The sequence below is a fragment of the Nostoc sp. genome, from assembly GCF_036917395.1.
GTDB lineage: Bacteria > Cyanobacteriota > Cyanobacteriia > Cyanobacteriales > Nostocaceae > Nostoc.
Window position 1 is genome coordinate 22,379 of sequence record NZ_JBALDI010000074.1, and the last position, 26,731, is coordinate 49,109.

The following is a 26,731-nucleotide window of genomic DNA, read 5'->3' on the forward strand; positions in this document are numbered from 1 at the left end:
ATTAGTACCCATTAATTCTATCCTTGAAGTTACGATACTTTAACTTAACGTTATTGACTCTTTGCTGAATAAAACTACTAGTGGACTTTTGCAGAAGCACTAGTTGGCTTGGACGCGTAAAAGTTTGAGGACGTTGTTCAGGCGATTTTAAATAGCGATAATATAAGAAAACATCGCGGTAAGGAATATCAACATCTTCACCCCCACAAAGCCGCACAAAAGCTGAAGAAGATATACTCATATAGTGTAAGTAGGTCAACTTTCGCCCTTCGTCGTAAAGGACGTTATTTACCACATCAAATTGAGAACTCCAATGGTTACCCGTTGCTTGTTCGCAGTCATGAAAAGCAAAGTTATAATACGAAATTCCACTTTTCAACACCATGTAGTTAAATAAAGATTGGTCAGGCGCTAAAAAAGCCATAACATCTGCCTCACCTGATGTTAATTTGTTGAGTAAGTCGGCTCTTATAGCTGTAGAAAAAATATTTTTCTTACTGGCAAACCAACCAGCACAAAATACTTTAGATTGCAAGTACTCTGAGTTAAAAACTTCCTGCATCTGCTCTGGCGAACCATCAAAAATAAATTTTAAATCAGACTTATACTGAAAATCATTGACTACCCAATCATAGGTATCTAATTTTTCATATACATTATCTACGGGTCCCATTAATAAAGTATCTGCATCAAAATAAATAAATTTATCAAAGGGACCATCCACCGCACAAAATTTGCGGTGCATTGGTAACTCATAGAGTTCCGGGAAGCCCCATTCTCGCCAAGTTTTTTGTGCTCTAGGATAATTTTTCCATATCTGGATAGCAAAGTTATCCCAATAAGCTATGGAATCATAATTTTCAAATAAGGTGACATTATCTCTAGATGCAATCTCTACCTTTACTTTGTCCAATCGCTGATTATATGGAAGTATACAAATAGGAATTTTCCTGCCAGCATTAGCTTCTATACTGTTGAGCAACGCAACTAATTGGTCATAGACAACATCATTTGCTAGGATATAAATGCCATCAATCATTGGGATACTCCTAATATTAAGTGCGGGCAGCAACAAAGGGAAATAAACGGCGAGTCAGTTTGGGGATGAAGGCGAATTTGCCCTCATGGAGATAGCGATAGTGTTCCCACAATTGCCAATAGGGACTACCAGTTTTAATCCGCGTACCAGCCCAATGAAGATATTTTAGTCGTTGTCCTCGGTCATAGAGGGCGTATTCTTGCTGCTGGAAATTTTGCGAACCAGCCCAACTACCAGGTCCTCCCCCAGGAATTTTAACGAGATTACCACGCCTGGCAATCAGCTTGAGCACAAGATAATTCAGAATAGGTTGGTCTGTAACTCCTTCAGAAAAATCAAAATATTCGCGATGCACTGCACACTCGCGCAAAGCTTCATCCATCTGTTGTTCGGTAATAATTCCTTTTCTCGAAGCCCAAAAGCCACTGTTAAAAACATCTTGAAGTTGGGCATCGGAAAAAATTTGCTGCTCTTTCACAAATGGGTCAAAGATATTTCGCAGCTTGTCATTGGCATGATGGTAATCACAACAGAAGAAATCGATTTCTGAAAGTTTGTCTAAATTGTCGGCGATTTTTTCAAAAACGACAATATCCGTATCTATATAAATAAATTCATCTAAAGGACCAAACCACACTACCAGTTTACGCATTTTGTTTGGTAAGGCGAGAAAATCTCGATCAAAAATTTCTCCAATGCGTTTTGTAAATTTGTCAATAAGTTCTAAATCTGGGAAAATTTGGACATTGTGTAAGGTAGCAAGCTGTTCTGCTACCTTCTGATAATTTTCATTAAAAGGTATGAGATAAATGGTTACTTCTGGGTCATAGTAACGAATGCTATTGAGTAAGGCAATAGCATTATCGATAACACGATCATTGGCAACAATATAAATTCCCCTACTCATAAATTATCCTTGATTAATTAACTTAAATTTTCGCAAAGCTCTTGTAAGTAAATTTGGTATTGGAGCGTCATTATAACTCTTAGGAGGGTTTTGAAAGACTGGACGCTTTTCTGGTTCGTGTAGGTAACGATAGTAGAGAAATAAATCTCGATAGGGAAACTCAATATTTTCTCCAGCACAGACTGCTTGATTGATATTAGGAGGAACACCAATGTAATGCAGGTAAGTTAGTCGATTACCTTTGTCATAGAGAATATGTTCTCGTTCCTCGAAGTGCTTAGATGTGGCAGAACATCCTGTTTTTTCATTATCTGGCAGTTGGCGAGCAAAGTTATAAATAGAAAGATTAGACCTCATTACCATGTAGTTTACCAATGGTTGTTCACCAGCACCTTCATATAAAATTTCTGCCTCACCATTTTGTAAATGGGATATCAGCCAATCTCTTTGTTCAGAGTTAAATATTCCCTGTTTCGCACCATAGAAGCCTGAGCAAAATATTTCGGAATCAATGCGCTTTTGGTCGAAAACTTCTAGTAATTTGGGAGAATTAACATTATATATTTTACTAACGTCTTTAAATTGGAAATCGTAGACAACAAAATCATAACTATCTAGCTTTTCAAATACTGTCGCTAGTGAGTTCATCACCAAGGTATCTGCATCTAAATAAATAAACTTATCGAATGGCCCATCAAAAGCGCAAAAACGACGGTGAGCGCCATAAAGACGGGATTTCCTACGATTCAATCGTTCTGGTGCTGCTGTCAGCATAAATTGATCCCAGCGGTTGATTGATTTTTGATTATCGTAAATAAACACATTAGGACGTTTAGCTATTTCATCAGCAATTCGCTGTGTCTTTTCATCGAAAGGATAAATGCAAACAGGAGTTTCTGAACCTAAAATAACATCAATACTGTTGAGCAAAGCCACCAGTTGATCGAAAACATAGTCATTGCCAAGGGTACAAATACCATTCATAATTTATGAGTGTTTAGCAACAAAGTTTGACAACCAGTTAAGTAAGTTTAATTTGTGTAAAATGATTTGACGTGCTTCTGCGATCGCATCTTTGGCAGCATACCAAGCATCAGGTGTAGCTGTCACTTCTTGGATGTAGGCAATGCCTTTTTCATCTAAACTGGGCAATCTTAAAAAACTACCTGGTGGCAATAATTTATCAGCAGCCGGGCCACCATAGTAGATTGGGAGACACCAAGCAAGCAAACTATCCCAGAGTTTTTCACTCACATACCAATTATTATCAGCATAATTTTCAATTGCCAGATTGTAATAGTATGGTGCCATGCCATACCATTTATTACCCAATTCTCCCGATTTTTTAGCCGATTCTGGTAAGTTACGCCCATATAAATCAAATTTAATGCCACTAGATTGCAGAGACTGCAAAAAGTCTAAACGCTGGCGATGATTAACTGTGCGGCTAATTCCTGAAGTAATCCAACTACATGGAGCAACCTTTTTGGGAAGTGGCATTTCATTTAAATCTTGAAATGAATTTGAGTGATACCAAATAGCAGGCATATAGTCTGGAGTAGGAGCAAAATTATCAGGCCCAGAAACGTAGCCGGAATACTTTTGGGCTTGTTGATAATTATGATTAGTTATTTCAACAATTTCATCTAAAGGTGGTTCTCTTAGTAAATAAATAATCCCCTCTTTGTTCACACCACGCAGTAGAGAATCAACATTTACTACTGATTTTTGCTGCTGTTTGCGAAAACTATCTAACCAAGATTTTTGTGGCGATGCTTGGGGAAAATCAAATTGATACATCAGCAGAAAATCTGGTTTTGTTGCCAGTGCCTGCATTTGTATATTTCCCCAAACTCCAAATTGATTCGGGGTTTGTTGCCACAGCCAATCGGCTCTGGTTTCTAAACCTCGATAGCTGCTAATCATACCTACAGTTTTAATAGTCATTTTAGTTATTATTTGTCATCAGTTATTTTCCCTAATTTCACCTATTTTCCCTTACACAATAAGTGAGGGAAGCAGAGATTCATCAACATAACTAAGGATTTTTGCCGCTCTATTTTCCCAAGAAAACTGCTTGACAAACTCGATACTATCTGCATAACCTTCTACTTTTCTGGGATGAGTTTCTAAAACCTGTTTCAGACATTCGGCAAATTTGCTGGGGTTATCAGGCTCACACCAAGCAGCAATGGACTGAGTATCTTTAAATTCAACTAATGAAGGAATTTCTGTCGCTACAATGGGAGTTCCAGAGGCGAAGTAGTCAAATAGCTTTAAGGGAGATGTGAAAGTTGCCGCTTTTCCCGAACAATGAGGGTGAGCTAAAACATCGGCTGCTTGTAGCAAAGATGCTAACTCATTATGCAAAACATATCCCAAAAATTTAATATTATGAATCTGTTTTTCTGTTACAAATTGCTGATAATATTCGACTTCTGTTGGCTTACCACCTGCACAGGCAAATTGCACATTCGGTATTTCTTTAGCCACATCAATTAGTACATAAATACCTTTAAATTGCTGTAATCCTCCCGCATAAACTACCAATTTTTGGCTTTCATCTTGCAATAGTTTTTGACGCCATTCTGCCGCTTTTTCTGGTTGTCTCTGCATAAACAATCGATTGAAACCATTGTGCAGCTTAATTACTTTTTCTGATGGCATCCCATTTTTAATCATGCTTTCGCGGATGGTGTCTACAACTGTGACAGCAATTTGCAATAGCGGATTTGTGACAATTTCTGGCTCAAATGGCTTGTCTTCGTGGTGGTGGTGTTCATAAATTGCAGGAACACCATTTTTGATGGCAGCTTTTACAAAATTCCAGTTGCGACTGTGGACAAGTTTGGTAGTCGGAAGTATGTGAAATGGTAAATAATATTTGCTGGCAATGGTGTTAGAGTCAGTAAATTTGCTCCGAAAATGGTCAATTGGCCAAGGCATCGGTAAGGGAGCAACTTTTAATTTGTCATGGAGGTTGTAATATTTAACAAGTTCCGTTGGTGTTTTTCTCGGTTGAAAAGGACGAGCTAGATTAACTGGGTTAATCGCTTTTGCTCCTTTGTCAGGGTATACCAAAACTGTTGAGTATCCCAAGTTTGCAGCGGCATTAGCTGCATTTGTAGACTGCACTAGGTGAGCCTCTGGTTGGGGTAACTCTTCACCAATGAAAAAAATATAGTGTTTTTTTAAAGCCGGATTTTTCATAATTTTAGATACTAATACTATCCTCAAATTTTTCTAAATTATCGAGCAGATATATAGCAGATTCATAAGTTTCAGTAATTAATCCATTTTGTTCTTCTGTAGTGAATATCAAATTATCAGCTAGAGAGCGGAGAGAGCTAAGGATGAGATTAAGAGAAGTGCGAAACTCAACGGAGATATGATTAAAGCTTTGAGAATAGGTACTTATAACATCTTGATTTTGCTCAGAAATTGAGATGTATCGCCCCTTCATTTGCAAGTTGATAACATCCTCAAAAACATCTATGGTGTTGAGAATTCTCCAAGCTGATTTGTAAGAGTCTTCAATTAATTCCTGCCGTTCTTGGGAATTGTCTACCAGGTCATCAAGTAATAAGCGTAGGAACCCAATCATCGAGTTCAGTTGCGTCCGAATTTCGTGAGAGATGCGGAGCCAGCTTTGATTGTGTTTAGTAGCTTCAGGATATTCAGCAAATCTTTTGGAGTTTAGGCGCATTGCCTTAAGAATTTTTGTCTGAATCAAGTTTTTATTAGGGCGATCGCTAAATTGCATTGAGTACAAACGTGAGTAGTAACCACCCTTTTGTAAAAGTTTTTCATGGGTTCCTATCTCTACTACTTGTCCTTGATCTAATACGGCTATTTGATCGGCTTTCTGGACTGTGGAAAGGCGGTGAGCAATTACTAAGGTGGTGCGATCGCGACTAAGATCATCGAGTGCAGCTTGTACTAAGCGTTCGGAAACGGTATCTAAAGCGCTGGTGGCTTCATCTAAAATCAGAATTTCGGGGTTTTGGAGTAGGGCGCGGGCGATCGCTAATCTTTGCCTTTGTCCACCAGACAACATCACGCCGCGATCGCCAATCAAGGTGTCAAATTCCTGAGGCAATTTGCTAATAAACTCATAGGCATTTGCCCGCTTGGCCGCTGTAAGAATTTCATCTCCAGTAGCTTCTGGTCGCCCATAGGCGATGTTATTTCGCACCGAGTCATTAAAAAGAAAGGTATCTTGACTGACAATTCCCATTCGCTTTCGCAGGGATATCACATCGAACTCCCGCAAATCGATGCCGTCAATGGTAATACTGCCAGCGATCGGGTCATAAAATCTGGGTAAAAGGTCTGCCATAGTGGATTTCCCAGCACCAGAACTGCCTACTAATGCTAAGGTTGTGCCACGCGGTAAATATAAATTCACATCTTTGAGTACCAACTTCTCATGACCAGGGTAGGCAAAGCAAAGAGAATTAAAAGACACGCCCTCTTTTAATTTTGTATAGGGAAGCTTACCTTTGCCCATGAACGGCTTATCGTGCAGGCTTAAAAACTCATTGGTAACATCCACACTGGCGGCGGTACTGGCAAAGTTGCTGCGAATAGTATTTAACTGAGAAATCAATGGCAGCACTCGCAGTAGTACTAATAAATATGTCAGAAGTACGGTAGAAAGGGAAGAAACTTGGTTAGCAAAGAAGGTTTTACTCAAAAGTACAATCAGCAGTAAAGCTGTAATACCCATCACCTCACCCATAGGTGTAATCGCTTCCGAATTAACCTGAGATTCAAAATCTGCTGTTTCGCGATCGCGAATTAATTTTTTAATTCGTTGATATTCTTTTTCTTCATTTCCCGTTGCCTTTACCAATCGAATTCCGTTCAAAGTCTCCAGCACAGAGATTGAATATGCTCTAGACATCTGACTGAGTTGCTTACCAAAATTTTTAGACCGGGAAATTGCATACTGATTTACTAACGTCACCAACGACAGCAAAAACGTAGCAGCAATTGTCAACTGCCAAGAAATTGACAGTAATAAACCGACAAAAACTAAAATTGTAATTACCAGAATAACTATCTTGACTATACTACCTATAGCACTTGCAGCCCGGCCAATTTCTCCACCAAGACAGTTGATTAAATCACCAACCTTTGTCTTGGCATAATAATCTATATCAATTTCTAGTAATAGCTTTAACCCGGTTTCGCGCATATCCGATGTCAGCTTTCGGGTTAAAGAACTCGATGCTAAGGAACTGGCATAAGTAGCTAAGTTCTTTAAAATAATTGTAAATATAATTGCCCCAGCCATTACTGCTATCCGGTAAGGTTCTGGAGTATGATCAAATGGAGATATCAACCTTTTTAGGATGGGAGGAGCGCTACTTAAATCTACTTCTTGCCCCACAATTTTTAAAACCACTGGCACAATTAAAGCTGTGCTGATCCCATTAAATAAAGCTCCAGAAAATCCTAACAATATTGTCAGCAGAATTAAACCTGGATAGGGTTTAGCGAATCTTCGTACTAGTTTTCTGGTAGACATTGGGTATTTTTATGCAACTTTCACTTCTTAATATTATTCACAAATTACTTGCCAAATTTGCTAAAATTCAAATAAATCAAACTAAATAATCATTATGTCTCAACTCCGTTAAAACACAGTTCCATCTACAACACCAGCTTCTAAAGATTTTGCCAGATAGAATACCAGAACTGCTGTGGCACAATGAAAGAATGAAAATCTCTTTTTCAATGCCCCACGCCCAATCAAGATTCATAACTGAGCAATTACTGACTTGAGCACAGAAGCCATAGCCTCTATGCTATAGTGTTCCACACATCTTTGTCTTGCCTTGATACCTTGCTGGTTTGCTGACTCTAAATTTTTAAATATCAATTGAATTTGTTCAGCAAGTTGTTCAGGACAAGCAGGGTCAACCAAATAACCAGTATTACCTAAAATTTGGGGAATATCTCCAACGCGCGTTGATAATACAGGTTTAGCCATTGCCATGCCATCTGTCAACTTCAGGGGAAACTGAGCGCGAGCAGTCAAAGTATCTCGCTGGGGAACAACTACAATGTGAGCAGCTGCTACAATTTTAGGCATTAATTCTACAGGGCACTTTGGTAACTTAATAATCCAACGCCCCCACTTTTGAATCAATTTCTCGTCATAATCATCGTAAGGACTACCACCCACAATCACTAATCTTAAATCTGGCTCATGCAACAAATTGAGCGCCATTAGGATGTCTTCAACCCCCTTGTGAGGTCGTGGTGCCCCAGGAAACATGAGAATTCGATACTCAGAAAGACCATAATCCGTTCTGCTAGACTCAGAATCATACTTCTGGGGGTCAAACATTGCGGTATCTTTACCATTAGGTATGTAAACACCACCGAAGCGTTTTTGGAGAAAGTGAGTATCTATCGTGACTGCATCTGCTTTTGAGACTAAGTTTTCCATCCATTTGAGATACAGTGGATGATCTGGAAATTTCAATGCCCCATTTTTCTTGAAAATGTCGCGATAAAATTGCTTAAGACTAGGACGATATTTCCACTCATCACCTCCGTGCCAACTGAGTTCCCAGTCATCCATATCTAAAATTAAAGGACGACCACCACTAAATTTTTTCAGTAGCGATAGACCAAAACTTGTAAACTTTGGTTTTACTGCATAAATAATATCTCCATCTATTTTTTGCAGGAGTTGAGGAGCTGATCTCAGAAATTCCGGATAATTTGTACCTGCAAGAGAAACAACTGAAATGCAAGCTGGAGGAATCGCATACAGTTCTTTCCCATAAATAAAACCAACAATCTCTACTTGATAATTGAGGCTTTGCAGTACTTGAGCTAGTAAATATGCTCGAATACTACCGCCTCCAGATAGATCACCAACAACTAATGAAACTTTCAATTTTGAAATTTTCTCCTGTCAATTCGCAATTTGAATATTAATAAATATTTAAATTCTGCCAGAGTGTCATACAGGAAAAAGGCTCGTGCATATCTTCATAATGAAGATGTCATTTCTTGCGCCAGGGATTTGTAACTTGATTCGGTAAAAATACTTTAGCGAATCTGTCAAAAACTCTTGTATATAATGAACGACTAATATTTTTAGCATATTGAGGTCGATAAGGATAGGTACAGTGAAGAACTTTAATTTGTTCCTGAATATTATAAGCATCCTCCCACTTACTGAGATAATTATAGGTGGGTGGTAGGATTTTCATGTGAGGGCGTACAGATGCGATCGCAGAAGCAAAAGCCCCTTGGTCTTTTAAAAGTAATTTATCTTGGTTGTTTTTGACAATCTCAAAATAACGTTTAAATTCCTCAAAAAACACCTTAGTTACTTCTGTTTTACAAAAAGCTATCAAACCGCTATTATATTGCACACTATCTGCTTGCAAAGGTAACCCGATAGATTGCAGAATTGGCAAAACATTTTGTAAAAGGTCTTCTTGCTTTCCACGCAATAAATTTGTGGCTTTAACAATAGAAGGTTGCACATCTTCAGTTAATAGTAAATCATATTCATCTAAATATTCAAATACGTCGTTGATATCGGAAAGTAAGCAAATATCTGAATCTAAGTAAATCGTTTTATCAAATTCAGAGGCTTCATAGAGAGCCAGTTTTGCTTCACGTGATGCTAAAACAGTATTTTCATTTGCAGGTGCTGGCTTTAAAATTACATTTTTAAAAGCCTTCAGAAAAGGATAAAGTGCTATTGGAACTTGGTCAATTAAAATAATGATTGGCTCTTGATGAAACTTTCTAATTGCCGCCAAAAAATGAATACAATCTTGAAAAGGGTAAAGTCCAGTTAAAATTGTAATAAATCCTCTACTTTCTGTTTTCATAAATAAGTTAAATAATTATTACTTTTAATCCTCGTCTGTCAATCTGATTTAATGATTTATGTAGCAATTTGTTTCCTGAAATTTAAAATGGTGGAGAAGGGTAGCAACATAAAAAGTCTTCATCTGTTAAGCTAAAAAAATCAGCATTCTCTTCAAATGCTGGGTTTAGAACTGTGAAATTATTTTCACTGGCAAATGCAATAAAATTAGCAGATAACAATAACCTGTTACCTATTTATCCAGATTTTGCAGAGATTACTAACACGTATAAAACCTCTAAAAATGAACAGTGATAATATTTCCTAAACCTTTAATATCCAAAGGAATATATATAGAACTTAAATTCTATTAAACCTAACAGATGAAAGGAAATATCCCCAATGATTGAATCGATTTGTTGGTATCCTAAGAACAGGAAATAACAAAATAAATCTAACTTTGTATTTGCGGTTATTTCCAGAGAAAATTCACTGATAAATCCAGAGAAATTTTGCTTTTTTCTGGTATAGTTACCGTATAGCTACGGTTGTATATTATCATATATTAATCAGGCATTACATTTGTACTAACTTAAGTATTTATACTTAAAATAATTTATGCAGGTAGCCTGGTTACTTGCTGAGACTTAGGATTGATAAACAATACCAAAAATTTATGTTGTAAGGGAGGCAGAGGTAATGCAGGTAATCCGTCTGGAAGCACTCTCAGACAACTACATATTCTTGTTACATGATCGCAAAGAAAATATCGCCGCTGTTGTCGATCCAGCAGAGTCTCAACCAGTATTAAAGAAACTGGCAGAATTAAAAGCTGAGTTGATAGCAATTTTCAACACACACCACCATAACGATCATGTGGGTGGTAATAAGCAATTAATGGAACAATTCCCCCAACTGATAGTTTATGGAGGAGCCGAGGATCGTGGTAGAATTCCGGGACAGCAGGTGTTTTTGCAACAAGGCGATCGCGTCCAGTTTGCAGACCGCATAGCTGAAGTTGTCTTCGTTCCCGGACATACCCGCGCTCACATCGTTTACTACTTTCCCCCCGAAAAAGCTGGTGAGACAGGCGATTTATTTTGCGGCGATACCTTATTTTCTGGCGGTTGCGGTCGCTTGTTTGAAGGAACAGCAACCCAAATGGTGGACTCTTTAAGCAAACTGCGCTCTCTACCCGATGATACACGCGTCTGGTGTGCCCACGAATACACCTTAAAAAATCTGCAATTTGCCCTAACTCTAGATGGCGACAATGCCGACTTACAAAGACGCTTCAATGAAGTAGAAGCTTCCCGTAGTCGAGGAGAAGCTACCATACCCTCGCTACTGGCAGTAGAGAAGCGAACCAATCCCTTTTTACGTTGGGATCAGCCATCATTACAATTAACTGTTAAGAGTAGTGATGCAGTCCAAACCTTTGCGCGTATACGGGAAATGAGAAATAACTTTTAAGCATTGGACCCCTGCTCCCCCACTGCCCATTCCCCACTCCTTCAATTTTCTAGCGTTAATAGTTGCGATCGCACCCTTCCTTTCGCTACGATCTGTAAGCTTTAGGGTATAGGCAAAGAAGCTTGGAATACAGCATTGACATTGTGAGCTATCCTACCCAAACCCAAATTAATCAGATTTTACAGGAAAAACGAAAAACGATGGCGAAACGTGTGCAGTTAGTTTTAAATCAAGATATCAGCAAGCTGGGAAAATCTGGTGACTTAGTGGAAGTAGCTCCTGGCTACGCTCGTAATTATCTGATTCCCCAGAAATTGGCAACTAATGCCACTCCTGGTATTCTCAAGCAAGTAGAACGCCGTCGTGAGCAAGAGCGTCAACGGCAATTAGAACTTAGACAACAAGCCCTTGAGCAAAAAGAATCTTTAGAAAAAGTTGGCAGCTTGACAATTGCCAAGCAAGTTGGTGAAAACGAAGCAATTTTCGGTACTATCACCACCCAAGATGTTGCAGATGCCATTAAGGCAGCCACTGGTCAAGAAGTTGATCGGCGTGGAATTACCATCCCTGATATTAACCACCTTGGTACTTATCAAGCCGAAATCAAGCTGCATTCGGAAGTAGCGGCACAACTCGATATTCAAGTCGTCGCTAGCTAAAAGACAGCAAAAGGAGCAGAGCAAGCAGGGGTAGCAGGGGTAAATAACAACTCCTAACTCTTATACAGACGCGATTAATCGCGTCTCTACTCCTAACTAGCTTTCATCTCAAAACTAAAATCGTTTATGGCTGAAGAACTGAGTTTTCAAGGTGATGGTAGTGATGCCTACGGCGGTAAACTACGCCTACCACCCCAAAATATCGAGGCAGAAGAAGCGATTTTGGGGGGTATTTTACTAGATCCAGAAGCGATTAGTCGAGTTAGCGATCGCCTCCTTCCCGAAGCTTTTTATATTAGCGCTCACAAAGATATTTATCAAGCAGCTGTGAGGCTCCACGCCCAAGGTAAACCCACAGACTTGCTCTCTGTCACCAGTTGGCTGACTGACCATGAGATCCTTGCCCGTATTGGTGGCAGAAATAAGTTAGCAACTCTGGTAGACCGCACAGTGTCAGCTGTGAACATCGACGCCTTAGCAGGGTTAGTGATGGAAAAATACCTGCGGCGACAGTTAATTAAAGCTGGCAATGAAATTGTACATCTTGGTTATGAGACAGAAACAGAGTTACCTATTGTTTTAGATCAGGCAGAACAGAAAGTTTTTGGTGTTACTCAAGAGCGTCCCCAATCGGGTTTATCTCACATTTCTGATACTCTAATTAATAATTTCCAAGATATTGAGGATCGAAATCAAGGCATTGCCTTACCTGGTATTCCCTGCGGATTTTACGATTTAGATGCTATGACTAGCGGCTTTCAACGTTCTGATTTGATTATTGTCGCGGGCCGCCCATCAATGGGAAAAACAGCATTTTGCTTAAACCTTGCTCATAACATTGCTGCTTCTTATAAATTACCAGTTGCTGTCTTCAGCTTGGAAATGTCTAAAGAGCAACTTACGCAACGGCTATTAGCTAGCGAGGCGCAAATTGAAAGTAGTTATCTGCGGACTGGACGCCTCAGCCAAACCCAGTGGGAACCTTTAAGCCGTGCTATTGGTATCCTCTCGGAGATGCCAATTTATATTGACGACACGCCGAATATTACAGTTACACAAATGCGTAGTCAGGCAAGAAGACTGCAAGCGGAAGTTGGAACTGAATTAGGATTAATTGTAATAGATTACTTACAATTAATGGAAGGAGCCGGTGATAATCGCGTACAAGAATTGTCAAAAATTACGCGTCAACTCAAAGGTTTAGCGCGGGAATTATCTGTACCAGTTATTGCCCTATCTCAGTTGAGTCGAGGGGTAGAAGCACGCACTAACAAGCGTCCGATGTTATCTGATTTGAGAGAAAGTGGAAGTATTGAACAAGATGCGGATTTAGTAATAATGTTATACCGTGATGAATATTACTCTCCAGATACTCCCGATCGCGGCATTGCAGAAGTCATTATAGCTAAACACCGCAACGGGCCTACAGGGACTGCGAAACTTTTGTTCAATCCACAGTTTACAAAGTTTCAAAATTTAAAAATTTAGCCAGATAAAATAATTATTTAAATCAATACGTTCGCTAAAAATAGAGGTAGTCTATCTTTTGCAGAAATAGCCAAACACAAGAGCGTGCAATCCTCTTAGGCAAATATCCTAGTGTGGATTATTCAGAATATAGCAATCCTAAATGAGTCGTGAAAATCTCTGATTCCTCTCTCTGCGCTACGGGCAGTTTGCTCAAGTCTGGAAACCCGCCCATGCAACTGCCCTCCTCTGCGCCTCTGCGGTTAATTTATTTTTACAAATGATTTAGGACTGCTATATTTAATCGAGAGCTTGTTGATTAAACCCTCAGGCTGGATAGAATGGAAAATAACTGCGGCAGAATTTTACATTGATGATTTAAAAGATTAAGCCGTAAGAAAATTTTTATTTGAGCAATGAACGAGCCTGATTTACTCATTAATGATGAATTTTTGCCGAATAGTCATTCTCTATTTGATAGTCTTATATCCATAATTAACTGGGATGAGCGTATATGGGCGCGAAAAACAGCCAGCTTTGGTTCACCATATAACTACTCAAACATTTCTTACGAATCATGCCCAATGCTGGATGAGTTACTTCCTATTATTGATAAGCTTGAAAAACACTTTGGGTTTCGACCGAACAACTGTTTAGTCAATTATTACAGAAATGGTAACTCAACAATGGGATTTCACTCCGACTCAATTGATGAACTCATGGAGAATACTGGTATCTCTATTATTTCGTTAGGGGCTGAAAGAATAATTACATTTCAGAATAAACAAGACAAAAGCATTAAATATAGTTACTTACTCAAAAGTGGTTCTCTACTTTTTATGCCTCAGAAGACGCAGCAACATTGGAAGCATGGAATTCTCAAGCAACCAGAAACATTCGGGCGGATCAGTCTGACGTTTAGGTTGTTGGTATAATCACGGCAGTCTGATCAAAGTTACAGATACTTTATCTCACGTTTTCTAGCTGTACTTCTGGCCCATCTGTACTCTGAAATACCTAATTTATTTGATAGGGCATTGAGAACAGAGAAAATAGAAACTTCTTTTAATAATTCCCTCTTGTCCCCATTCTCCATGCCCCATGCCCCAGTCCCTATTTAACTCCCAGCAATTCCACATCAAAATGTAGGGTGGCGTTAGGTGGAATCACACCACCAGCACCACGAGAGCCATAACCTAACTCTGGGGGGATGATTAACTGACGACGACCGCCTACTTTCATAGTGCTAAGTCCTTCATCCCAACCTTTGATTACCTGTCCAACGCCAATTTTAAAGCTGAAGGGTTGGCCGCGATCGCGTGAACTATCAAACTTAGTACCATCTTCTAGAGTGCCGACATAGTGAACTTCAACCGTTTGTCCAGGTTGAGGAGTCGCCCCAGTCCCCTCTTTTAACTCAACATACTTTAATCCAGAGGGAGTAGTTACGGCATTAGCATCAGACATAGTATTGTTCGCAATTAAGATATTGTTTTCAGTTACAGTTGTGGGCGCTGGCGGCGTTTGGGTTAACTGGGCAGCGATTGCAGTATTCTGTTTACTGCCTACTTGCCCCACAATCAACAGCACAACACATACCAGCATGAACGCCACGCTGAGGAAAATTGGTTTCAAAATCAGTTCTCCTTACTTAGGTATCCTGGCAAAAACATTACCAACAGGACACAATTAGTTTAAATCAGAAAGGACATCTTAACGCCAAAGCTTATTTTCCAAATCGCGCAGTTGACGCTCTAAACGGTCAATTCTACCGCGCAGTTCGTCCACTTCTGACTGACGAGCCACCCCCAAATCCTGCATCATATTTCGCATTTGCCGTTGCATTTGGACATCGAAGTTTCCCTGCTCCGACTTTAACTGCTGGGCAATATCATCTATTACCGCCTTTGCTTGCTCAGGATTGAGCTTACCGTCTTTAACTAAATCATCGCTGACTTGGCGCAGTTTTTCTCCTACTAAAGACGTTGTGCCAAGGCCCACCATCATTAACTGTTGCAACCAGTTGTTGCTGTCCATACTTCCTTCCTCTTACTTATTTCAAACCAGCCGACCCTTGCTCCTGAGTGTAGGCAATCAAGCTATGCTAAAAGCGTAGTTATTCTAGCCTACAGCTCTATTTTGGCAAATTAGCAAACACAGGGTTCAAAGGGCGTGGTTATAGAACTCCTCAAGTTTAAGGTTGTCCCGGATTTACGGGAAGATTTTATCCAGAAGGACGCACAAATTTGGACAACAGGGCTGGCTGAATATGCTAGATTTCTCGGTAAACAGGTTTGGATCAGCCCCAATCACCACACAGAAGTTATCCTGATCATTCGTTGGGCAACGTTGTAACAGTGGAAAGCCTTACCCCAAGCCGATTTGCAGACTATTGAAGACAAATTCATCCAAGCACTGGCAGAATCCTATCCAATAGTGGAGTCAGCAGAGTATCAAGTACGGAAATTTCCCCATTTGTAGGTGAAAGATTACTCCCAACTCGTAGAGGCGTATAGCTGTGCGTTGATGTCTCCATTTTTCAAAGTAGGGAGAAGTTAAATTTATGCACGCCATTTCTGAAAGGCTATCTCGTAATCCTCTGTTTTAGTCTGATAAACACTCCACCAATGAAAAAATAGTCCTAACCCCCAGCCTATAACTGGGAAGATAGCCCAAAAATAACTAGGACTAGTTATTAAATTCAAGAGAATGAGAAATAAATTAACTGCTAGGAAGGAAACAAAATGTGTCCAAAAGTCTCTGCGTCGGAAAGTATTAAATGTGCGTCGTGACCGTTCCTCTTCTTGTTGAGCTAACCACTTTTGTTCTGTTGTTTCTAAAATATTAGAAGAAATACCTAACTCAGATGCCATTTCTACAAGCTGTTCTCGTGAAAATTCACTTTCCTGTTTACGAGTGAGTGCTATTTGAAGGATTTGTTGCACATCTTCGGAATCGTAAGTCATTTTAATTGCCTTATAAGTTTGTGTGTAAATGTACTTTTGATTTCACGAAGTTTTTGATAGGCTTCGTTCAATTGAGTTAGCGAATGCCTCCAGATTTTGCACCCAATATTTAGTTAAATTCACAACCTTATTATTTTCTCACAACCGATTTAGGACTACTGTATTTGTCAATACCTCTGTATTGCTTTTATGACATTAAGCCAAACATTATCTGAAACTTGAATGCTAATAGTGTCAGAAAATATTGACAATTTTAGAGGTAAAATTCTCGCTTTTGAAGGACTTTTTGATGTTAATTCAAAACCCCGGTATTTGCATCGGATTTGGATGCAATAGACACATCAATATTAGATAAAGAGTTTCAAAACCTTGTCTGGTCTAGATTTTAGTTTGTGTAATCTGACGATCGCCACTCTCTCGATTTACAGAATTGGACACTCAAGTGCAATTCCCACTTATTCATGTGTGTATGTGGTTTTTTGAGCTAATTCATCCGCCTAACAGCTTGCGACAAGCGGAAATTTCAGTTTATCGGCCGTAAATTAATCAGTAGAAAGCAGCAAGTGCAACTCACACGTCCTATGAACAACAGCATTTTTAACCTAACCGTCTCTCCAGTTGCGATCGCTATCATTGGTGGTGGCTTTAGCGGTTCTCTGGTTGCAGCCAATCTTTTACGCGACGCAACCATGCCACTGTCCATCAAGTTGATTGAACGTAATTCTGAAATAGGTAGAGGAGTTGCTTACGGGACACCAGTAGATTGTCACTTGCTGAATGTGCCAGCGGATAAGATGAGCGCATTTGATGATCAACCAAATCACTTCCTGAACTGGCTGCACAAAAATGGGCATGAACAGGTAACTCCATCTACCTTCGTTTCGCGTCGGATTTATGGGGACTATGTGCAGGCGACTTTAAAAGCAGCACAGGTAAATGCAGCAGCTAATGTGCAGCTAGAGAAGATTGTGGATGAAGCGATCGCCATCGAAACTAAACCTGACAACACAATAGTGTACCTGAGCAGTGGTCAGTGTTTGCATGTGCAAAAGGCGGTGTTAGCGTTGGGCAATTTCCCGGCAATTCTGCCTAGACCACTCGCCGTTTTAGACAACCGCTACGTCAAAGATGCTTGGTCTGCTGATGCGATCGCTGACCTAAATCCAGAGGATGCTATTCTGCTGGTAGGCACTGGGTTAACAATGGTAGATGCGGTTGTCGCCTTGCACCATCAAGGATTCCAGGGACAAATTCATACTCTCTCGCGCCACGGATTGATGCCCTGTAGCCACAAATCAACAACTCCTTATCCAGCATTTCTTGATGTAGAAACTGCACCAAAAACAGCGCGAGGACTGCTGCATGTGGTACGTCAAGAACTGCGCCAGGCTCGCACTCAAGGAGACGCCAGTTCCTATAACCAGGGGAACCCCGGCAACGAACTGGCTCAAGATTGGCGGGCAGTAATCGATGCCATCCGCCCAATTATTCCCCAACTTTGGCAAGCAATGCCATTGGCGGAACAGAAGCGATTTCTGCGCCATATCAAAGCTTACTGGGAAGTTCACCGTCATCGGATTGCTGAAGAAATTGCCGAAGTACTAGATGCTGCAATGGAGTCTGGTCAACTGATCCATTACGCAGGTCGGATTCAAAGTTGTCAGGAGTTTGAGAATGGAGTGAATGTGAAAATCTGCGAACGGGGGACGCACAAGGATATCGTTTTGCAAGTCAAGCGGATTGTCAACTGCACCGGCGCAAATTGTGATTACCTCAGATTGCAGCACCCATTGGTCGCTAGCCTCCAAGAACAACGGCTGATCCGTCCCAACAGATTGTCAATGGGAATCGATACTGCCCCAAATGGTGCGCTGATTGATGCAGATGGAAATGTATCTCAAATGCTGTACACCTTGGGGACACCGCGCAAGGGCAATCTTTGGGAAACCACCGCTGTTCCTGAAATTCGGGTTCAAGCGGCAAATTTGGCACAGGAGTTACTGAAATCTCTCAATCCAAAACCCGATGCTCCTACTTTCGTGTTAAAGAAACCTGCTATGTTATTTCGTCAACTATTCGATAAAGAATCTTGTACTTATACTTACCTAATTGCTGACCCAGAAACCAAAACAGCTATCCTAGTTGATCCTGTATTAGAGCAGGTCGAACGTGATCTTCAGATATTGCGACAATTGGGGCTGACCTTGAGCTACTGTCTGGAAACCCACATCCATGCTGACCACATCACTGGGACAGACAGATTAAGGTCACTGACGGGTTGTTTAGGGATTGTGCCTGAGAATGCTGCGGCTACTTGTGCAGACCAGTACATTGCCGACGGAAATATGTTGGAATTAGGGAACGTGCAGATTCGGGCGATCGCTACCCCTGGTCACACTGACAGCCACATGACATACTTAGTCAACGACACTCATCTATTAACTGGAGATGCCCTGTTCATCCGGGGTTGCGGTCGTACCGACTTCCAAAGCGGCGACGCTGGATCACTGTATGATGTCGTTACTCAGAAGCTATTCACATTACCGGATGACACCTTGGTATATCCTGGTCACGACTACCAGGGACAGACAGTATCCACCATTGGCGAGGAAAAGTGCTGGAATCCTCGGTTTGCAGGACGCAGCCGCAACCAGTTCATCGAATTAATGAAAAACCTCAACTTACCCAAACCTAAAAAGATGCTGGAAGCTGTACCTGCAAATCAGCATTGTGGCAAAGTTCTAGTTGCATTGGACTATCAAATTTGAAAATTTAGCTATGGAAAGGGTAAGCCGATGTCTACAACAAGCTATTCGGTGACGCACTTTTTCTATTGAGATTGTATGGCGATGTCTAACGACAACTGCGCGTCTACGCTCTGTTATTTTCCGAGAGAGTTATTCTTTCTAACTCAGGACTTACGCAAGAACTCTCTGAAACTCTTATTCCTTTGTGTCCTTCTCTACGAGACGCTGCACGAATGCGCCCTTTGCGGTTCGTTTTATCATGATTTTGCGTAAGTCCTGTAACTAGTTGCCTCTAATTGCCTTCTTTTTCTTCAGCCATATTCCCAACAATCCAGCAATTGCTATTCCTCCAATAGTCGATGGCTCAGGCACAGGCTCAGAGACAGGTTTTACACTCACATTATCCAAGTATAAAAATCCATATTTATCCCAATTCCCAAATTTTAACTCTGTGGATGATGCGTCTGCCGTGAAATCGAACTTGTATGGCGTGTATGGTTGAAAAGAAATGTCTTTTTGATCAAAAATCTTATTTTCACCTACAAATGTCTGAAATTGATTATCAAGGTCAGGGGCCTCATCTATAGATGCTAAATAGTAACTAAGTTCGTATTGCTGACCAGGTTGTGTAGAAAGCGTCTGTGATATGTAGCTGAGGTCTATAAATCCACTAAGTGATAACCCCTGATTACCACTATCATGCTGAGGAAAATTGCTTATTCTTATCCCTGATATATCCATCGGATCACCAGACTTAGTCCAGTCTGTAATATTAGGATTTGTAACATTGGGATTATTAGGATCTACGAGCGGATCGAGTTCAAAGCTTCCATTTTTAACAAGTTCTGCCGCTTGTGCGGCTGCATTATAAGTATTGGTAATTACAGCAGTGCTAATTAAGGTAGTAGTAACACTAAAAGCAATAATTGAGAGTTTTTTAGTTAACTTCATAAAACTTGACTCCAAATAATTCCAAATTCCGACAATTAAAACAAGTTGATAGTTAGATCCATGCTGGCTCTAAGTAGTGTCAATCAAACTGAGCATTTTATTCTGGTTTCTGAGAGTTAGCTATTGATATGGATAATGATTCATCCACTTAAGGCAATCTCTCTATAAACCCATAATGGAGTTTTTTAATCAGATAAATTTCAGTGGCATTTTCGACACTATAAAGCCAGCCATTGCTTGGGCTTCTAAGACAATAAGGTTAGCTTGTCATCTGTGGTTTATTTATCCCCATTGTTTTCTCCTTGATTGTTAAGGTGTAGATTTGACACTCACATCATCCAAATATAAAAACGCATACTTTGCTAGGGAACCAAACTTTATCTCTGTGGATCTTCTTTTTGCTTTAAAATCTAAGGTGTATCGCGTATAAGGTTGAAAAGCAGTATCCTTTTTAACAGAAACCTTCTTTCCACCTATAAAAACCTGAAATTTATTCTCAAGGTCAGGTGGCTCCTCTATGGATGCAAAATAGTAAGTAAGTTGGTAGTGTCGACCAACAACTGTAGGGATAGTCTGTGATATGTAGCTAATGCCTGAAAATGCACCAAGCGATAAACCTTGCTTACCACTGTGAGGAAAGTTGCTAATTGTAGTACCTATAGCGCCAGATTTAAGCCATCCAGTAACATTAGGATTTACACCGTTAGGATTATTAGGATCTGCCAGAGGGTCGATTTCAAATCCCCCGTTCTTAATTAACTCTTGTCCTTCTGCTTGTGCTGCTGACTTATAAGTATTGGTAATCACAGCAGTATGAAGGAAGGCAGTGGTCAAACTACAAACAATAATTGAGAGTTTTTTAGTGAACTTCACAAGACATTACTCCAAATAGTTCAAAATTAACGACAACGACTACTTAATTGATTTACTTTGTGGTGATTAAGGCGCAAGAAACCCATAATTATTTTTGAAGATATTCTGGGCAGTAGAACCAGTTAAGTAAGTAGAAAAACTTTGTGCTGTCGTTAAAACTTTAGTTCTGGTGAGTATACCCAGTGGATAGACAATCAGATCACTCTCTGTTGTTAGGGCAGTTTGTACGACTTTTACCTTGTTAGAAATGGCAGCATCAGTTTTGTAAACGATACCTGCGTTGATAGTTTTATTTACACCTGCAACAGTTACAGAAGCTTTATTTTCAACAGCAGTTAAAACGTTACGCACATTGCTAGCAAGGTATAATTTAGGACTTAGAGTAGTGAAAATACCTCGCTTAGTCAGAACTTGTTTGGCATAATTTCCTGCTGGTACAACTGGAGGAGTGCCTGTGTAGTCACCTATAGCAACACCACTAATATTGGCATTGGTTAAACCATTGAAGCTAGTGAGAGCCGCACTACCAGCACTAACAGGGGGCGTCGTCGGAGTAATCAAAACTAGACGGTTTCTGACAATGTTTTTACGGCTACCTGCTACCAATTTACTTGGGCTTGAATTTTGCAAAACATTTATTTGGTCGTTGGCAGCAGAAATGAAAATATCTGCTGCTGCTCCTGCTTGTATTTGCTTGAGCAAGGTACCAGAAGCACCAAATGTATAAACAACGTTGACACCTGGGTTAGCATTTTGGTACTGAGTCTTAATAGCATTCAGCGCGTTTGTTAAGCTGACAGCCGCATACACGTTAAGTGTGGTTGCGGAACTTGCTGGTGAAAAATTGACAAACTGTAAGCCAATTACCAGCATCATGCTGGTAACTGCCGTAGCAATCCAAGCAATAAGTCTTCTTCTGTTCATGAAAGTCATAGTTTGGGGAAAATATTACCTAAGGATCTTATTGCTCACATACATAATTTACGTACAGGCAACGAAAAAACCAACCATACACAAGGAAGGCAGAGGATACGGATAAATGAGAGTTAGAGAGGGTTTTTGCGTAAGTCCTACGTATAATCACTTCTGGAAATAAACGACCAATCACAATTGCTAAAAGCATTAGTGTGATGGAAATTTATTATTGTCCAGGTAGGATTACAGAAACGGTGAGTGAAATGTATTTAGTGATGAAATATTATCAGTTAAATACGCTCATTACCAATATTTTTGGTTAGCAAACCCTGACAACAGGGCAAACGCATCTATCTAGATATTATAAAAAAAAAGCTACTTTCCTTGTATACCAAGGGATTTATCATCAAGTTATTAGCTAAATTATAAATAATTAAAGTTTTGTAATACCAATATTTAAAAAAAAAGGCGCGTTTACCAATATATATACTAATTTCTTTGGTAATTAAATTGCTGCATTGACACTACTCGACAGGCATCGCCCCTACATTTGTGTAGAAAAAGGAGCGATGCCTGCGGCAGTAAACTACGCATCCAAAAGTGCTTAGAACTCATCCACCTGGATCTACATATAATTCTCTGTTTGAATAAAAATATTTACAATCCTTAATCATATCAATAAAAAATTTTATTCGACATGCATCTAACGATAGATAGATTTTATGAAATAAATAGTCTAAATTTGTAACAGATTACACAGAACTAGGTAAAGCACATGGCCAACATAATTGACACTGCCAGTAATAATGGTTCTTTCACGACACTAGTTGCAGCAATCCAAGCTGCTGGTCTGGTAGATACACTAAAAGGCCCTGGTCCATTCACCGTCTTCGCACCCACTGATGAAGCGTTTAATAAACTTCCAGCAGGTACAGTAGACGCATTACTTCAAGACATTCCAAAGCTCAAGAAAATCTTGACCTATCATGTTGTCTCAGGTAAAGTACTAGCTGCTGATGTAGTTAAACTGAAGACAGCTACAACAGTTGAAGGTTCAGATGTAAAAATTGACGCTTCTAATGGCGTTAAGATCAATGATGCAAAAGTTGCAACACCAGATGTTGCTGCTGATAACGGTGTCATCCACGTCATTGATACAGTTTTGATTCCTGCATAAGTAAACCTCAGAATAGCGAATGCTATTTGTGGGGCGGCGACTACCTATAGTCGTTTGTTGATTACAGTCTGGTTGAATGTTTTTTAATAAACACCAACTACCAATAAATCCATCTAGATATTGTCTAGATGGATTTATTGTTTCATGCGTTTAGAGACGTTGCATTGCAACGTCTCTAGTGTTTGATTAGATGTAATCAAATTTTTAGTTTTGCCAAACCCAAATAACGGATACCTTCGGGGGAAATCTCAAAACGGCAAGGTAAGACTTCTAAACCAAGTGCGATCGCATCCCGTAATAATTTACCATATACAGGATCTGTGCGATCGCCTGGGGAAAACTCAGTACAATCACTACGATTGATAAAGTAAAGCATCACCGCACGAGTTAGAGGTAGCAGCGCCATTAGTTCTCGCAAGTGCTTTTGTCCTCTTGTAGTCTCCGTGTCAGGAAATAGGGCTAATCTCCCCTCAGACAAAGTTGTATTTTTCACTTCTAAATAAATCGGGCGTTCCTCATCACTCCCCGTCAAGAAAAAATCTACTCGACTTTTTTTATCTAGTCCATAAACCACCTCGCCCTTGATTTGACTATAGTCGCCCAATTCAGGAAAAAGGTGTTTCGTCAAAGCTAGCTTTACCACCCGATTGGGCAAAAAAGTATTTATACCTACCCAAGTCGGCTCGTTGTCATATACCTGAATTAGTTCTAAAGTGTAAGCCAATTTGCGGTTAAGATTATCGCTTTTGGAAAGCTGTACCGCACTTTGGGGAGTCGATACTCCAGTCATTGGCCCTGTATTTGGACAGTGTGCTGTCACTATTTCGCCAGAAGTAAGTTGAACGTCAGCAAAAAACCGCTTGTAGCGTTTTAGCAGAATACCCGGATACAAAGGCGGGTAACGGTAAAGCCAATCAATCATTATGGAACCTTGTTGCTGCTAGTAAATATACGTCGATTTCTTCCCCACCAAACCCCCATCAGCAAATCTTTTCAGCAGCTACTTATACACCCATGAGTATTACTCCACCCTGTGACAGAATTTGAGTAACTTCATATATCACAAAAAGTCAAAATTTGTAGTTAAATTGACAAAATCTTAATAAAAAGTAGCATATGCTAAGTGTTATAAGCCTCCCATAAAGAAAAATCTGGGAGAATTTCAATGTGCAAGGAGGTAAATCCTATGCAAAAAGTGTGGACAGCAACGGAATTAGAATATGCTTTTCTGTTTACTCTCAGAAAGGTAAATTCGGTAAATCTAGAAGGTTTCAAGCCATTTTTTAGTAATATGCCTATTGACCCTTATATCAAAGGCAATTATCGTTCCAGAAGATTATCTCGGTTCACAGTCTCTGGAAATGAGTTAATCAAATTATCTCATGGCTACTTCTTTCAAAGTAAAGAGCATAATCGATTAGTAGGTGATGTAAAAAGAGAGTTTGCAGAATTAGATGATGAACTCATAGAACTTGATATTTTCAGAAATCTTGTCTTAGCATTTAGCGATTCTTGTAAACTTCATCCGGAAGCTGAAATCGGAGTTCATCAAATTAGAATTATTTGTTCACCAGATAATTCGGGTAATCCAGCGCCTGAAGGTATCCATCAAGATGGTACTGATTTTATTGGCATCTTCTCAGTAGATAGAGATAATATTGAAGGTGGAGAAACACATTTGTATACTGTCAAAAAAGAAAAGCCTGTGTTTAGCAAAGTTCTAAATCCGGGGGAACTCTTATTGGTTAATGACCATGATTTTTTCCACTTCGCTAATCCCATAAAACCACAAACTAATGCTCAAGGAAGTTGGGATGTTTTTGTACTAACTTCTCCTAGCTTGCTTTCAGAATAATTCTAGTTAACTGTAAATATTTTACAATCTACGAGATATGGGGAATTGAATGTAGTCATTTCCCCAGCTTTTTTATTTAGAATTGGAAATGTATGGTGTCTGCCGAATTACCAGAAATTGGGGCAGGTTGTAAATAAATATTGCAGAGAATACCTTAAGGATTTACTAAATTGCCCAAAATGATCCTGGTTAAATCAAAATTCTGCACAATTACTACCACAACGCTTCTTTCGTCCATCCGATTCAGCGATTTGTTATACTGCCGTTTAATGCAACCGCCCTCCACCATCTACGTCCAAGATAGCTCCGGTCGTAAAGCCATTCTTAATCAAAAAAGTGATTGCTTGAGCAATCTCGTCAGGGCTTCCAACTCTTCCAACAGGTAATTCTCCTCCCATTTTTTTGAAGAAATCTGCCTTCTCTTCAGGTGTCATCCAGTCATAAACAGGAGTATCAACAAGTCCTGGTGAGAGAAGATTTACGCGCAAAGGTGCAAGCTCTTTCGCCATTGTGAACGCCATTGATTGAATTGCGCCGTTGACCGCAGCAACTCCCGTTGTACCCCCAATTGCAGAACGACTCGCACCACCAATCACAAACGTCATCGACCCGTTAGAACGAATTGTGCCAAGTGCAGCTTGAGCGCAAAGGAAGAACCCATAAAACTTTTGGTCGAATGCGGTTTTGAGGTCTTGTAACTTTAGGTCACGAAAATTGCCCCATGTTGCTTGTCCACTGCCTACTAAAGCTAAATGGTCATGTCTTCCTACTTGAATGAAGAAGTGATTCACTGAGGCACTATCTGTGAAATCGAGCAAAAACCCAGTGCAGTCTCCAGTTAGTTGGGAGAGTGCTTTGTCTATCGTGTCTTGAGAACGACCCGATATGATAATGCGATAACCTTCACTACTTAGCAACTGTGCAGTCGCCAGCCCCATTCCAGATGTTGCACCAATAATGACGACAGTTTCACTCACAGTGAAAACCTCCTAAAATCGAATTCAATCTCATCATAAACGACTCGTATCGTGTCGTCAAGATATAGTAAACGACTCGTGTCGTATATCCTGGTACTATCTATCTGCTTTACATCGCTGACTCATGACTCAAGCACCCAATCCCAAACGTCGAAATGAGCTATCTCACCAAGCAATCCTCAATGCAACCATCGCTTTGCTTGAAGAAGAAGGTTATGCCCATATGAGTATTGAAGCGATCGCACGTCGGGCTGGAGTAAGTAAAAAAACAATTTACCGTTGGTGGGCTTCTAAGGCAGAGGTTGTGATGGAGGCTTACGCCGCATATACCGCTAGAGAAATTTTAATACCAGATACAGGAGCAGTTCAGACAGACTTAGAAAGATTGTTCGCCCAACTTTTCACGGTATTAACTACTACACCTGCGGGAACCGCTATGGCAGGCATTATGTCTGAAGCTCAAAGCGATCGCCAACTTGCACAAAATTTTTTTAATAACTTTATTGCAAATCGTCAAGCGATAGTTCTGGAAATTTTAGAGCGGGGAGTAGAACGAGGAGAGCTACGGTCAGATTGCGATCTTCAATGTGTTATAGACATGTTATACGGTACAATGTGGTATCGCTTAATGCTCAAGCACAGACCTTTAACAGCAGCATTTGCAAAAACTTTGATTCAACAGGTGATCACTGGAATTGAGTAAGTTGGAAGACTTAAAATCCGTTGGAACAAAGGAGTATACAAACTTAGTCATTCGTGGAATGCAAGAGTCAAACCATTGCAAATACCTTGGCACAGCCAGTTGTAGCGAAGCTTCAAAAGTTTGTGGTTTACTGATTTATAACAACTTAGGGTGGAGTGTTCGTTTCAATTCACTGA

24 protein-coding genes and 1 pseudogene are annotated in these 26,731 nt (G+C 40.0%); 9 read left to right on the top strand and 16 right to left on the bottom strand.

Translation table 11 applies throughout. The features are described from left to right. Position 1: 1 nt before the first annotated feature. The 8 genes from V7K46_RS25110 to V7K46_RS25145 form a co-directional block, all read right to left on the bottom strand. Complete coding sequence (locus V7K46_RS25110) at positions 2-1,039, bottom strand: Npun_R2821/Npun_R2822 family protein (protein ID WP_335117978.1); 1,038 nt, start codon at positions 1,037-1,039, stop codon at positions 2-4. Positions 1,040-1,055: 16 nt separating this feature from the next. Then, entirely contained in the window at positions 1,056-1,946 is an 891-nt protein-coding gene (locus V7K46_RS25115; RefSeq protein WP_335117980.1) for an Npun_R2821/Npun_R2822 family protein, read from the bottom strand. A 3-nt stretch (positions 1,947-1,949) separates the two neighbouring features. Continuing rightward, positions 1,950-2,930, bottom strand: a complete 981-nt coding sequence (locus tag V7K46_RS25120; protein ID WP_335117982.1) for an Npun_R2821/Npun_R2822 family protein — start codon at positions 2,928-2,930, stop codon at positions 1,950-1,952. A gap of 3 nt (positions 2,931-2,933) precedes the next feature. Further along, a complete protein-coding gene (locus V7K46_RS25125; protein WP_335117984.1) occupies positions 2,934-3,893 on the bottom strand; it encodes a glycosyltransferase family 10 domain-containing protein in 960 nt (319 codons plus the stop codon). Positions 3,894-3,944: 51 nt separating this feature from the next. Continuing rightward, positions 3,945-5,156, bottom strand: coding sequence for a glycosyltransferase (locus V7K46_RS25130; RefSeq protein ID WP_335117986.1), 1,212 nt, complete (start codon positions 5,154-5,156; stop codon positions 3,945-3,947). A 4-nt stretch (positions 5,157-5,160) separates the two neighbouring features. Continuing rightward, positions 5,161-7,479 (bottom strand): ATP-binding cassette domain-containing protein, encoded by a 2,319-nt coding sequence (locus V7K46_RS25135; protein ID WP_335117988.1) that lies wholly within the window; start codon positions 7,477-7,479, stop codon positions 5,161-5,163. A 231-nt stretch (positions 7,480-7,710) separates the two neighbouring features. Then, complete coding sequence (locus tag V7K46_RS25140) at positions 7,711-8,862, bottom strand: glycosyltransferase family 4 protein (protein WP_335117990.1); 1,152 nt, start codon at positions 8,860-8,862, stop codon at positions 7,711-7,713. Between the two features lie 109 nt (positions 8,863-8,971). Beyond that, positions 8,972-9,814: a glycosyltransferase gene (locus tag V7K46_RS25145; protein ID WP_335117992.1), complete on the bottom strand. Its 843-nt coding sequence runs from the start codon at positions 9,812-9,814 to the stop codon at positions 8,972-8,974. Positions 9,815-10,491: 677 nt separating this feature from the next. On the opposite strand from V7K46_RS25145, the gene gloB reads away from it, so the two are divergent. From gloB to V7K46_RS25165, 4 genes are all read left to right on the top strand, one after another. Next, a complete protein-coding gene (gene gloB, locus V7K46_RS25150) occupies positions 10,492-11,265 on the top strand; it encodes a hydroxyacylglutathione hydrolase (RefSeq protein ID WP_335117994.1) in 774 nt (257 codons plus the stop codon). 200 nt (positions 11,266-11,465) lie between these two features. Further along, on the top strand, positions 11,466-11,924 hold the full coding sequence (gene rplI / locus V7K46_RS25155) for a 50S ribosomal protein L9 (protein ID WP_335025343.1): 459 nt from the start codon (positions 11,466-11,468) through the stop codon (positions 11,922-11,924). Between the two features lie 126 nt (positions 11,925-12,050). Further along, positions 12,051-13,412: a replicative DNA helicase gene (dnaB, locus tag V7K46_RS25160; protein ID WP_335117996.1), complete on the top strand. Its 1,362-nt coding sequence runs from the start codon at positions 12,051-12,053 to the stop codon at positions 13,410-13,412. Between the two features lie 395 nt (positions 13,413-13,807). Next, a complete protein-coding gene (locus V7K46_RS25165) occupies positions 13,808-14,326 on the top strand; it encodes an alpha-ketoglutarate-dependent dioxygenase AlkB family protein (RefSeq protein WP_335117999.1) in 519 nt (172 codons plus the stop codon). 178 nt (positions 14,327-14,504) lie between these two features. Here V7K46_RS25165 and V7K46_RS25170 read toward each other — a convergent pair whose 3' ends face one another. After that, positions 14,505-15,026, bottom strand: coding sequence for an FKBP-type peptidyl-prolyl cis-trans isomerase (locus V7K46_RS25170; protein ID WP_335118001.1), 522 nt, complete (start codon positions 15,024-15,026; stop codon positions 14,505-14,507). A gap of 78 nt (positions 15,027-15,104) precedes the next feature. After that, on the bottom strand, positions 15,105-15,428 hold the full coding sequence (locus V7K46_RS25175) for a phasin family protein (RefSeq protein ID WP_100901084.1): 324 nt from the start codon (positions 15,426-15,428) through the stop codon (positions 15,105-15,107). A gap of 135 nt (positions 15,429-15,563) precedes the next feature. Between V7K46_RS25175 and V7K46_RS25180 the strand changes: the two are divergent. Continuing rightward, positions 15,564-15,872 (top strand): annotated as a pseudogene (locus V7K46_RS25180) (TIGR03792 family protein). Positions 15,873-15,952: 80 nt separating this feature from the next. Here V7K46_RS25180 and V7K46_RS25185 read toward each other — a convergent pair. Next, positions 15,953-16,357 (bottom strand): 2TM domain-containing protein, encoded by a 405-nt coding sequence (locus V7K46_RS25185; RefSeq protein WP_335118003.1) that lies wholly within the window; start codon positions 16,355-16,357, stop codon positions 15,953-15,955. 581 nt (positions 16,358-16,938) lie between these two features. Here V7K46_RS25185 and V7K46_RS25190 point away from each other — a divergent pair. Further along, positions 16,939-19,125 (top strand): FAD/NAD(P)-binding protein, encoded by a 2,187-nt coding sequence (locus V7K46_RS25190; protein ID WP_335118006.1) that lies wholly within the window; start codon positions 16,939-16,941, stop codon positions 19,123-19,125. 261 nt (positions 19,126-19,386) lie between these two features. On the opposite strand, the gene V7K46_RS25195 is transcribed toward V7K46_RS25190, so the two are convergent. From V7K46_RS25195 to modA, 3 genes are all read right to left on the bottom strand, one after another. Then, entirely contained in the window at positions 19,387-20,055 is a 669-nt protein-coding gene (locus V7K46_RS25195) for a PEP-CTERM sorting domain-containing protein (protein ID WP_335118008.1), read from the bottom strand. Positions 20,056-20,364: 309 nt separating this feature from the next. Next, the gene (locus V7K46_RS25200) at positions 20,365-20,928 is read right to left on the bottom strand and encodes a DUF642 domain-containing protein (protein ID WP_335118010.1); all 564 of its coding nucleotides are present in this window, start codon (positions 20,926-20,928) and stop codon (positions 20,365-20,367) included. A 66-nt stretch (positions 20,929-20,994) separates the two neighbouring features. Next, positions 20,995-21,852 (bottom strand): molybdate ABC transporter substrate-binding protein, encoded by an 858-nt coding sequence (gene modA, locus V7K46_RS25205; protein ID WP_335118012.1) that lies wholly within the window; start codon positions 21,850-21,852, stop codon positions 20,995-20,997. Between the two features lie 766 nt (positions 21,853-22,618). Between modA and V7K46_RS25210 the strand changes: the two genes are divergently transcribed. Further along, entirely contained in the window at positions 22,619-23,020 is a 402-nt protein-coding gene (locus V7K46_RS25210; protein WP_335118014.1) for a fasciclin domain-containing protein, read from the top strand. Between the two features lie 196 nt (positions 23,021-23,216). Here V7K46_RS25210 and sfsA read toward each other — a convergent pair whose 3' ends face one another. Further along, positions 23,217-23,942 (bottom strand): DNA/RNA nuclease SfsA, encoded by a 726-nt coding sequence (gene sfsA, locus V7K46_RS25215; protein ID WP_335118016.1) that lies wholly within the window; start codon positions 23,940-23,942, stop codon positions 23,217-23,219. Between the two features lie 264 nt (positions 23,943-24,206). Between sfsA and V7K46_RS25220 the strand changes: the two genes are divergently transcribed. Next, positions 24,207-24,875 carry a 2OG-Fe dioxygenase family protein gene (locus V7K46_RS25220; RefSeq protein WP_335118019.1) on the top strand — a complete coding sequence of 223 codons (669 nt, stop codon included), beginning with the start codon at positions 24,207-24,209 and terminating at the stop codon, positions 24,873-24,875. Positions 24,876-25,141: 266 nt separating this feature from the next. Here V7K46_RS25220 and V7K46_RS25225 read toward each other — a convergent pair whose 3' ends face one another. Further along, complete coding sequence (locus V7K46_RS25225; RefSeq protein WP_335118021.1) at positions 25,142-25,852, bottom strand: SDR family oxidoreductase; 711 nt, start codon at positions 25,850-25,852, stop codon at positions 25,142-25,144. A 124-nt stretch (positions 25,853-25,976) separates the two neighbouring features. On the opposite strand from V7K46_RS25225, the gene V7K46_RS25230 reads away from it, so the two are divergent. After that, the gene (locus tag V7K46_RS25230; protein WP_335118024.1) at positions 25,977-26,555 is read left to right on the top strand and encodes a TetR/AcrR family transcriptional regulator; all 579 of its coding nucleotides are present in this window, start codon (positions 25,977-25,979) and stop codon (positions 26,553-26,555) included. The last annotated feature ends 176 nt before the right edge of the window (positions 26,556-26,731 follow it).

What these genes read in the sequence shown, in the direction of transcription:
- V7K46_RS25230 (WP_335118024.1), top strand. Translation starts at nt 25,977, where the DNA reads ATGACTCAAGCACCCAATCCCAAACGTCGAAATGAGCTATCTCACCAA.
- V7K46_RS25110 (WP_335117978.1), bottom strand. Translation starts at nt 1,039, where the DNA reads ATGATTGATGGCATTTATATCCTAGCAAATGATGTTGTCTATGACCAA.
- V7K46_RS25125 (WP_335117984.1), bottom strand. Translation starts at nt 3,893, where the DNA reads ATGACTATTAAAACTGTAGGTATGATTAGCAGCTATCGAGGTTTAGAA.
- V7K46_RS25190 (WP_335118006.1), top strand. Translation starts at nt 16,939, where the DNA reads ATGAACAACAGCATTTTTAACCTAACCGTCTCTCCAGTTGCGATCGCT.
- V7K46_RS25185 (WP_335118003.1), bottom strand. Translation starts at nt 16,357, where the DNA reads ATGACTTACGATTCCGAAGATGTGCAACAAATCCTTCAAATAGCACTC.
- V7K46_RS25135 (WP_335117988.1), bottom strand. Translation starts at nt 7,479, where the DNA reads ATGTCTACCAGAAAACTAGTACGAAGATTCGCTAAACCCTATCCAGGT.
- modA (WP_335118012.1), bottom strand. Translation starts at nt 21,852, where the DNA reads ATGAACAGAAGAAGACTTATTGCTTGGATTGCTACGGCAGTTACCAGC.
- sfsA (WP_335118016.1), bottom strand. Translation starts at nt 23,942, where the DNA reads ATGATTGATTGGCTTTACCGTTACCCGCCTTTGTATCCGGGTATTCTG.
- V7K46_RS25195 (WP_335118008.1), bottom strand. Translation starts at nt 20,055, where the DNA reads ATGAAGTTAACTAAAAAACTCTCAATTATTGCTTTTAGTGTTACTACT.
- dnaB (WP_335117996.1), top strand. Translation starts at nt 12,051, where the DNA reads ATGGCTGAAGAACTGAGTTTTCAAGGTGATGGTAGTGATGCCTACGGC.
- rplI (WP_335025343.1), top strand. Translation starts at nt 11,466, where the DNA reads ATGGCGAAACGTGTGCAGTTAGTTTTAAATCAAGATATCAGCAAGCTG.
- V7K46_RS25210 (WP_335118014.1), top strand. Translation starts at nt 22,619, where the DNA reads ATGGCCAACATAATTGACACTGCCAGTAATAATGGTTCTTTCACGACA.
- V7K46_RS25165 (WP_335117999.1), top strand. Translation starts at nt 13,808, where the DNA reads ATGAACGAGCCTGATTTACTCATTAATGATGAATTTTTGCCGAATAGT.
- V7K46_RS25130 (WP_335117986.1), bottom strand. Translation starts at nt 5,156, where the DNA reads ATGAAAAATCCGGCTTTAAAAAAACACTATATTTTTTTCATTGGTGAA.
- V7K46_RS25175 (WP_100901084.1), bottom strand. Translation starts at nt 15,428, where the DNA reads ATGGACAGCAACAACTGGTTGCAACAGTTAATGATGGTGGGCCTTGGC.
- V7K46_RS25220 (WP_335118019.1), top strand. Translation starts at nt 24,207, where the DNA reads ATGCAAAAAGTGTGGACAGCAACGGAATTAGAATATGCTTTTCTGTTT.
- V7K46_RS25115 (WP_335117980.1), bottom strand. Translation starts at nt 1,946, where the DNA reads ATGAGTAGGGGAATTTATATTGTTGCCAATGATCGTGTTATCGATAAT.
- V7K46_RS25145 (WP_335117992.1), bottom strand. Translation starts at nt 9,814, where the DNA reads ATGAAAACAGAAAGTAGAGGATTTATTACAATTTTAACTGGACTTTAC.
- V7K46_RS25120 (WP_335117982.1), bottom strand. Translation starts at nt 2,930, where the DNA reads ATGAATGGTATTTGTACCCTTGGCAATGACTATGTTTTCGATCAACTG.
- gloB (WP_335117994.1), top strand. Translation starts at nt 10,492, where the DNA reads ATGCAGGTAATCCGTCTGGAAGCACTCTCAGACAACTACATATTCTTG.